9 protein-coding genes are annotated in these 8775 nt (G+C 63.8%); 1 reads left to right on the forward strand and 8 read right to left on the reverse strand.

Annotated features, from left to right (window positions below):
* A partial coding sequence (locus ELR45_RS28195) for an SMP-30/gluconolactonase/LRE family protein (protein WP_205857416.1) occupies positions 1-1029 on the forward strand: 1029 nt, incomplete at its 5' end.
* 13 nt (positions 1030-1042) lie between these two features.
* Here ELR45_RS28195 and ELR45_RS28200 read toward each other — a convergent pair.
* The 8 genes from ELR45_RS28200 to ELR45_RS43020 all read right to left on the reverse strand — a co-directional run.
* The gene (locus ELR45_RS28200; protein WP_129669287.1) at positions 1043-2059 is read right to left on the reverse strand and encodes an SDR family NAD(P)-dependent oxidoreductase; all 1017 of its coding nucleotides are present in this window, start codon (positions 2057-2059) and stop codon (positions 1043-1045) included.
* Positions 2060-2131: 72 nt separating this feature from the next.
* Entirely contained in the window at positions 2132-3268 is a 1137-nt protein-coding gene (locus ELR45_RS28205) for a glycerate kinase (protein WP_240760204.1), read from the reverse strand.
* A gap of 81 nt (positions 3269-3349) precedes the next feature.
* Entirely contained in the window at positions 3350-5431 is a 2082-nt protein-coding gene (locus tag ELR45_RS28210) for an alpha-amylase family protein (protein WP_205857417.1), read from the reverse strand.
* A 114-nt stretch (positions 5432-5545) separates the two neighbouring features.
* Positions 5546-6433 carry a 2-hydroxy-3-oxopropionate reductase gene (locus ELR45_RS28215; protein ID WP_129669290.1) on the reverse strand — a complete coding sequence of 296 codons (888 nt, stop codon included), beginning with the start codon at positions 6431-6433 and terminating at the stop codon, positions 5546-5548.
* Positions 6434-6522: 89 nt separating this feature from the next.
* Positions 6523-7290: a FadR/GntR family transcriptional regulator gene (locus ELR45_RS28220; protein ID WP_205857418.1), complete on the reverse strand. Its 768-nt coding sequence runs from the start codon at positions 7288-7290 to the stop codon at positions 6523-6525.
* Between the two features lie 115 nt (positions 7291-7405).
* Positions 7406-7714, reverse strand: coding sequence for an ATP-binding cassette domain-containing protein (locus ELR45_RS28225; RefSeq protein ID WP_129669292.1), 309 nt, complete (start codon positions 7712-7714; stop codon positions 7406-7408).
* 44 nt (positions 7715-7758) lie between these two features.
* Complete coding sequence (locus tag ELR45_RS28230; RefSeq protein ID WP_165368180.1) at positions 7759-8517, reverse strand: carbohydrate ABC transporter permease; 759 nt, start codon at positions 8515-8517, stop codon at positions 7759-7761.
* 167 nt (positions 8518-8684) lie between these two features.
* Positions 8685-8775, reverse strand: a 91-nt coding sequence (locus ELR45_RS43020) for a hypothetical protein (RefSeq protein ID WP_205857430.1), incomplete at its 5' end; no start/stop codon positions are given.

Consider the following 8775-nt stretch of genomic DNA (forward strand, 5'->3'; position numbering starts at 1 on the left):
TCCGCTCGATGCAACACACGTCGTAGCCGAGCCGTGGCCGTCGTCGGCCTGGGTGTCGCCCTCACGGGATGCGCCGCGTCGGCAACGCAGGACACGTCCACCTCGCAGGACTCCTTCACCCCTCCGAGTGTGGCCGAGCGAGTCCTCCAAGTGACCTCGGTACATGGGGAAACGGGGATGACGTTACTCGAAGGGCCGACCTTCGACCATGACGGCACGCTCTATGTCGTCGACGTTGCCGCGCCCGCCGGAGAACCCAAGCTCATAGCCGTGGATCTTGACTCCCACGACGCGTCCCCGGTCTTCACCGACGACACCGGGGCGTATACCTCGGCCCAGTTCAGCCCTCACGACGGACGCCTCTACCTGACCGACTACTCCGGCGGCCGAATCATCAGCCTCACCGCGGACGGCGATGACCCGCGGACGTTTGCCGAGGGACCCATCAATGGCAGGCCGATGCATCCGGACGACGTCGCGTTCGACACCGAGGGGAACCTGTTCGTGACCGATTCGGCGCCGATCACCTACCCCACGGGTAAAACGTCAGGCCGGGTGCTGCGGTTCGACCGGGACACGGCCGAGTCCACCGTTCTCGCGACGAACCTCCCCAACCCGAACGGGATCTCGTTCACCCTCGACTACGACGCGCTATGGGTAAGCCAACTCGACGCGAACCGCATCGACCACCTCAAACTCAACGACGACCGCACAGCCGTCGTGAGTGGCCACACCGCGGTCCACGTCGATGGCGGGACGACTCAGACCGACTCGAACGCCGTCGATGCGTCAGGAAACATCTACCAGGGAGTGCACGGCAAACCGACGATCGTCGTCTACAGTCCCGATGGCATGCACCTGACCACGATCACCGTCCCCAGCGAGGACGCCGGCCTCGTGTCGGCGACCAACATCGCAATCCGGCCAGGCACGACCGAGGCCTACATGACGGTAAGCGGACCCGCCGGCGGCTTCATCTACCGGTTCGAAGCGCTAGACATAGGCGTACGCCAGTCAAACGGCGGGTGAGACTCGCCCCGGCTTACTGAACGGACCAGCCACCGTCGGAAGGCAGAACCACACCATTGATGTTGGCAGCATCATCCGACAACAGGAAGGTTATCGAAGCAGCCAGTTCCTTCGCGGTCGCTACCGTCGGGATCTGACTCTGGAACGGTCGAAGCCTCGCGGCGCCCTTCTCGGAAACGTTCGACGGGAACGACATGCCGGTGGCGACACCGCCTGGTGCGACGGCGTTCACTCGAATGCCGTCCGCACCATACATGAAGGCGGCGGAGCGGGTGAGGCCGATGATGCCGTGCTTGGAGACGGTGTAGGCGTTCCCAGACGCGTTGCCACGCAGGGCTGCTTCGGAGGCGACGTTGACGACGGAACCGCGACCTTGCTCGAGCAACATCGGCAGTACCGCGCGGATGAGCTTGAATGCGCCAGTGAGGTTGACATCCAGGACACGGTCCCACATCGCATCCGTGGTCTCATGCAGGGGCGAGAAGTCATCGTTAATCCCGGCGACGTTCGCGAGGCCGTCGATCCGCATGTCGGCTGCGGCGACGATCTCGTCGATGCTCTGCTGGTCCGTGATGTCGCCGGCTACGGGCACGATGGTCTCTTCGTCTGTATGCGCGGCGACCAAGCCTTCGAGACTGTCAGCGCTGATGTCGACCGCGACCACATGTCCGCCCTCGCGGGCGACACGCGATGCGGTGGCGTATCCGATCCCCGAAGCCGCTCCGGTGACGATAACCGTCTTGCCCGCGAAACGACCAGGCGTCACAACCTCACGCCAGCTCACCTCGTCACCCTCAGTGGGCACCTGACCGTCGTTCACCGTCAGAACCAGCTCGTCAACGACCTCTTGCGGCATCTTTCCCCGACTGAGTGCGACCAGCTGTTGTAGCGGCAATCCCCGCACGGAAGCGAGCTTTGACTCATCGACGCCGGCCCGGGACAGAAGCCCGCGAACGAGCTCGCCTCCGACGGGATGGTCGAGCCACTGGCCTATCGTGCTGTTCGCCGTAAGGGCCTTCAAACCAGCCATGATTCCTTCTCTCGATATCCGGTGCTTGAGTGAACGTCGTCATCCACAGACGCATGTGTCAGCCGGCTGTCATTACTGAAGCTGTGTCTGGTCCCGCTTCTCATGAGTGCTCTGATCACTCATGTGGTTCGCCAGGGCCGCTCCTGCGAGCTCGGCGAAATACTCTGGATCTGCCATGGCGGCCGCTGCCGATCCGGCCAAGCGGGTGAGATCCGCGGTCACACCGTCATGGTCGGATTGGATGCTTCCCGCGATGATCGCGAGTGGGAGCCCTTTCTCGGAGGCCATCGCCGCGAGGGTTCCCACGACCTTTCCTGACGATGATTGCGAGTCGAACCGGCCTTCTCCGGTGATGAGGATGTCTGCGTCCTCCATCGCGCGGGTCAGGCCAGTCTGAGCCGCGACGTACTCAGCCCCAGGGACGACGTCTACATCCCAGATGGACGCGAGGCCGAATGCTGTTCCACCAGCGGCCCCCATGCCCGGCCGCGATGGGTCACACGTCAGCTCTCGGGCGAGGTTCTGCAGCCCTCGCTCGAACCGCTCCGCCGTGGCCGGTGTGATTCCCTTCTGTGGACCGAATACCGCTGTGGCGCCTGATGGGCCCAGAAGGGGCGCAATGACGTCAGTGAGAAGGGTCACGCCCCCTGGAGGCGCCGAAGGAACGTGACCCATGTCGACGGATGCCAGCGAGAGAAGACCTTCGGCGCCGTCGGGGATGGAGTTGCCGTGATCATCGAGGAAGTCCGCGCCGAGAGCGCGCAGGACGCCCGCCCCGCCGTCGTTGGAGGCTGAGCCGCCAAGGCAGAGGATCAAGCTCGTGGCCCCCTCACGCAACGCGGCGTCGATCACCATTCCGAATCCGCGAGTGGAAGCGGCGCCTGGATCGAGTCGTTCCATGAGCGTGATGCCGCTCATGTGAGCCAGCTCGACGATCCCCGTGCCGTCGGGCAGCCGGAGCCAAGAAGAGTCGCGGAGCCGGCCGTCCGGTCCAGGGACGTCGGACACACTGCACCAACGAGCTCCCGCGACAGCTCGTGCGATGATCTCGGCTGTACCCTCACCGCCATCGGCCTGCGGATAACACATGACCCTGTCACGCGGACGCGTTGCCTCCCAGCCGCGTGCGATCGCCTTGGCAGCGATGTTGGCCGACATGGATCCCTTGTAGCTGTCGGGCGCGACGAGCACCTCGAGATGGTTCGACACGTCGTGCTCCTCCATCGTTGGGGCAAGCGGAGAGGGCTCAGTGGACCTGGACCTGGTGGAGCCGGTGACCGATTGCCGTACTCATGGCAGCGACGCTGTGCTGTCGATGACGATCACCTCGAACAACTGGATCGTCGGGAGCTCGACCACGAACTCGGCACCTTCCGATCGAGCCTCAAGCTGGATGCCCGCGACCATTGCATCGACCCGAGCGTCCGCGGCCAGCCCTATCAGTCGGAGATGTCCACCGCTGATGGGAACGTGTGGACCGTAAGATCTTCGACGCGCGCCAGTGTGGTTGATCAGATGAACGACGGCCTTCTCACCGGCTGCTCCCGCGATCACCTCGACCGCGTCATGCATATCGGCCGTGATTCGAGGGCTGACCAGTGATTGCAGAATTCCGCTAAAATGATCGCGTACGTCGCTCTTGCCGAACTCGCGATATGTGCGTCCGATGGTCCACGGAATATGCACGACCTCGCCTGCTCCGAATCGCCCGCGCACGTGGTCGGGATCAGCGCTCCCTCGATGCCCGTACGCGATCTCGGGTGGGCCGAACGGGGCTTTGGGCAACAGGAAGCCGGTCTTGTCGGTGCCAGGTTTCCAGATATATCGCTGATATCGTCCGTAGACTGGGATAATCGGCGCTTCGTAACGGAATTCATCGATTCTCGGCTGGGTGGCGCTGGTCACATATGTCGAACGCAGCTCCGTGTCCGACAGCGCCGGTGTCAGGGCGTGAAGCGCGGGGGCGCAGGACAGCTCAAGTGCTCCCGAACGGCTCAGCCCGGACGATCCCGTGGTGAGGAGCTTCCCGCCTTGATAGACGAAATCGTCGACCTGTGCCGCGCTCTCACCGAGCGTCCCTGCGTCGGGCAGGATGAGGAGTTCATAGCGCGTCAACAAGCCTCGCTCCCCCATTCGCTGAAGCTCGTCGATGGGAACGACGTCGAATGGCACGTGTGCCTCGAGCAGCGACGCGTACAGCCCGCGGAACTCCTCCAGCGCGTCCCAGTACGCTCCGTGTTCAGCCGTCGCCATGCTGGGACGAACCAGCGCTATCGTGGCTGCAGGCTTCAGATCCCGGTAGAGAGTCGCATTGGCCCGGCGGAAACGCATGATTTCGCGTCCCTGAGAGATGCTCCACTGCATGGGTAGCCGGCCGGGTGCGCCGAAGGAGTACGCCGAAGGATTCCCGCCACGCGCAAGCGCTTGGACCAAATACTGAGCGAAGTGTTCGGGTTGCTCGGAGCCCATGCGGTAGGTCGCGTCGATGAACGCGACGCTGTTGACCATGACCGCCGCATCGGGACGCGACGAGACATGTGCGCTGACGGCCTCAGCTGTGGCATGCGGCCATAGTTCCTTGCCTGGCATCGCCCGGTACGCATTGTTGCCCTCGAGGTAGACGATGGGCGCCCCGCTACGCAAAACCACACCCACATCGCGTTCACGGGCTGAAACGTGATCCACGATCCTGGCCGTCAACTCGGCGAGCGTCGCGCCGACGTACGCTCGCCACGGGCCGAAGGTGTCGGACTTCATATCGGATGGCAGCTCCAGCCCACCGCTGAACTCCGCGAATCCCTTCTGGCATGCCGCACAGTGGCAGGCCCCATGTGTGACCTCGTCGTAATCACGCTCGTTGAAGTTGAACCAGTTGAAGAAGATCGCGTCGACTTCATACCGGTCGAGCACCTCGTCGATGACGTCGAAGGCACGAGCCTGGTAGTACTCGCCGGACGGGCACGTGCTGAAGAGCGTGTTGTACACCTGCGGCCCGCCATTGGGCGAGTAATAGAGCCATTCCGGGTGCTCGCCCGCGATCCGCGCGGAGACCTTGGACATGTCGAATCGAGCAATGACCTTCACACCACGTCGCTTGGCGGCGGTGACAGCATCTCCCAGGAGATCGCCCGATGGGCGGCGGGCCAGGAGCGGATTTCGCGTCTGGAACGGAAGGTCGGTTGGGTAGAAGGACATGATGCCCCCGGCGTTGAGCAGCCAGGTGTCGCCGCCGTAATCCTTGATTGCGTCGAGCGCGCTCTCGACATCCATATCGACGTCGATCTCTTGCAGGTTTGTCTGGACAATATTGAATGGAGCGCGCCAACGGCTGCCCTCCGGTAGGCCACGTTCCGTGTTTGAGTTCTTAGGCATTGTCTGCAAGAGTTTCCAGTCGCTTGCTGTCCTGGTCGCCACAAGGGGCATATTCCACCCCCGAAGGCAAATGGAATCTGCGTCACGCGAGGTGCGACAGGGACTGTCGCCCGATCAATTCGAGTTCGAGCGGCCGGAGAGCTGCTCGATCTGAACGAGCAGGGCGGAGTGGTCTAGCGAGCCATGGCCCTGCGCACGCAACGACCCCATGAGCGTGGCTGCAAGTGCCCCCAGAGGAATCGCGACACCCGCTTCTCGCGCCGCGGCCGTCACAATGCCTAGATCCTTGTGATGCAGGTCCACCCGGAAGCCCGGAGTGAAATCACCGGCCAGCATAGCGGCGGCCTTGCGGTCGAGGATGGCGTTTCCCGCCAGGCCGCCGGCGAGAACCTCCACGGCGCGATCGCGATCGACGCTGTGCGCCTCAAGGAACACCAGAGCCTCCGACACCAACTCGATCGCTCCGGCGACCATGAGCTGGTTCGCGGCCTTGACGGTCTGCCCGGCACCGGCCGGGCCGACGTGCACCACGGTCGCGCCCATCATGTCCAGGACTGGCTTGGCCGCTGCGAACGAGTCCGCCTCACCACCGACCATGATGGAGAGCTTGCCGTCGATGGCGCCCTGCTCGCCGCCACTCACCGGCGCGTCGAGAACCCTGAGTCCTCGATCGCGTCCCGCTTCCGCTAGCTGACGCGAGACGTCCGGCCGGATGGTGCTCATGTCGATCACCAGAGTGCCGGCGGTCGCGACGTCGAATACACCGCCCTCCTCCAGCAAAACCTGCTCGACATCGGGCGAGTCCGGAAGCATCGTGATGACAACGTCCGAGCCACTCGCCGCCGCGGCCGCTGACGACGCTTTCCGGCCGCCCGCAGCGACCAGTGGTTCGGCCCTGGACGGTGTGCGGTTGTACCCCACGACATCGAAACCTGCGGTTGCGAGGTTGACGGCCATGGGCGCACCCATGACACCTAGGCCGATGAATCCGATGGTGGTCATCCGAGGGCTCCTCCAAATTGGTCCAACCGCTTGGCCAATGTGGACTCTACGGCGGTGCTCGCCGAGCTGTCAACCGTGCCCGGGGGGCATCATCCGTCGAGACGTCCCGTTCCAAGACCACCGTCCGCGTGCTCGATCTCGGCCAGCAGGGCCGTCTCGATCGCGCTCATGTGCACCGCCATCATCTGGCCAGCACGGCGGGAGTCGCCCTGTTTGATCGCCCGGAGGACATGCCGATGGTGCTCCAGGTACTGCTCGGCCGCGCCGATGTTCGCGCGCGAGCGCTGCTTGAGCTCGCTCCATGTCTGCTCATGCATGAGATCCACGAGCATCCGCTCCTGAGCGAGCAGCACCCCGTTGTGCGACGCCGCCGCCACGGCCAGGTGGAAGGCGCTGTCCACCTGGCTCACGTCGCCGCCCTCGCGGATCAGCCTGTCCTGCTCGATGATGGACTCCTCCATCGCCTCCAGGTCACCCGGATGGTGCGACGTGGCCGCGTGCTCTGCACACACCGGCTCGAGGGCACTGCGGGCTACCATCAGGTCCAGCGGGCTGTGCTCGCCGATCACGGCTGCGTGCGCACGCAGCATCGCGGCATCCGAGCCGCTCTGCTGCGTGACGTATGTGCCGCTGCCCGTGCGAACATCGACCACACCGGCGTGCTCCAGCACCCGGATCGCCTCGCGCAATGAGCCCCTGCTCACCTGCAGCTGGTTGGCCAGGACTCGCTCAGCCGGCAACGAAGTACCGGGTGAGAACTTGCCGGAACGGATACTCGCGAGGATCTGGTCCACCACGGAGGTGTAGACCCGTGACCTCTCGACAGCGTGGAACGCGTGCTCATCTGCCTGCGCCACCGGCATGGCCCCTTTCTCTTCTCTCTTCGGCAACAATACGGCCGATCGGGCACCAGGCACGCTCTTGGATACGCTCGGCCCACGAACAATTGGCCAGGTGGCTTGACCAAAATTGCTACCCGTGTCCTCGCTCCCTGAGGATGTACGCCAGGCCGAGCACCTGCTGCAGCTCCTTGAGTAGCGTGATCATCTGCGCCTGGATGGACACGTCCAATGCAGACACGTCCTCGTCGAGGATGAGGAGCGCCGGCTCTGAGGCCGGGGCCCGTGCGATGGAGACGCGCCGGCGCTGCCCGCCGGACAACCGCACCGGGTACACGTGCGCGTAGCTGCTCGGCAACCCGGCCTGCCCGAGCAGTTCCGCGACGCGACGCGGCCGTTCCCGGGGCGTCACCATGCCCTTGTGTACTCGTTGGGCGAGCATCACCTTCGGTAGATGTTGAGCAACCAGGGGAACACCGATCCCGTCTATTTCACGCCTCCCGCGCCGAGGCCCTGGATGATGTGCTTCTGCGCGAGCAGATAGAAGATGACGACAGGAACGATCGATATCGCCGTCGCGGCCAGCAGGACCTGCTGCTGTGGGGTTTCGACCGACACGAAACTCATCAGGCCCCTTTGCACTGGCATCAGCGAGTCGCTGTCGAACAGCACCAGCGCCATGAGGTACTCATTCCAGACCTGAAGTCCTTGAATCACGGCAACGGCGGCCAGGCCCGGCCTTGCAAGGGGAAGAATCACGCTCACGAACGTCCGGATTGCCGATGCTCCGTCGATCGACGCTGCCTCCTCCAACTCCGGGGCCAAGCTCACGAAGAAGCTGCGCATAATGAGCGTTGACATCGGTATTCCGGCGGTGACCAGGATGAAGATGTATCCGAGACGGCTGTCAGTCAGTCCGAATGAGAGCAGCAGTTTATACTGCGTAATGAACATCGCCGGCGCAGGAATTACCATCACGGCCAGGATCAGGACGGTGAAAAACGCCTTGCCGCTGAAGTCAATCCGGGCGAGCGCGTAACCAGCAAGACTCGCGACGGCTAGGATCAACGCGATACTGGTCAGGGTATAAAAGAGGCTGTTTCCCAAGTAAACGGCGAGATTTCCGTCTACCCAGCCAGTGACGTAGTTCGTCCACTGCGGCGCCTGGGGAAAGAATTGCTCCCCGCTGTACAACTCCTCGCCGGTCTGCAACGATCCGGACAGCAGCCAGATGATCGGGAACATCGCGATAAGCGTCGCCGTCCCGAGTAGCCCGTACAGGCCTACATTTGCCGGCGTGATCCGGCGTCTCCGGTCCGGCCTACCGCCCCCCGGCTGCCGTACCGAATCCCCAGAGTGCGTGTGAGTTGCCCGCGATGCCATCCCAGCCAATCCTCGGGTTTGCCTATCGTTCATCGACGCAACCGCCTTCCAGCAACCGCTAGCTGTACCAGCGCCAAGACGACGAGGGCTCCGCCGAACAGCACGGACATCGCGGCAGCG

Source organism: Phytoactinopolyspora endophytica (genome assembly GCF_004138495.1).
Lineage (GTDB): Bacteria > Actinomycetota > Actinomycetes > Jiangellales > Jiangellaceae > Phytoactinopolyspora > Phytoactinopolyspora endophytica.

Excerpts from the sequence above, each read along its gene's own strand:
- ELR45_RS28200 (WP_129669287.1), bottom strand. The coding sequence starts at position 2,059 with ATGGCTGGTTTGAAGGCCCTTACGGCGAACAGCACGATAGGCCAGTGG.
- ELR45_RS28210 (WP_205857417.1), bottom strand. The coding sequence starts at position 5,431 with ATGCCTAAGAACTCAAACACGGAACGTGGCCTACCGGAGGGCAGCCGT.
- ELR45_RS28215 (WP_129669290.1), bottom strand. The coding sequence starts at position 6,433 with ATGACCACCATCGGATTCATCGGCCTAGGTGTCATGGGTGCGCCCATG.
- ELR45_RS28225 (WP_129669292.1), bottom strand. The coding sequence starts at position 7,714 with ATGCTCGCCCAACGAGTACACAAGGGCATGGTGACGCCCCGGGAACGG.
- ELR45_RS28230 (WP_165368180.1), bottom strand. The coding sequence starts at position 8,517 with ATGTTCCCGATCATCTGGCTGCTGTCCGGATCGTTGCAGACCGGCGAG.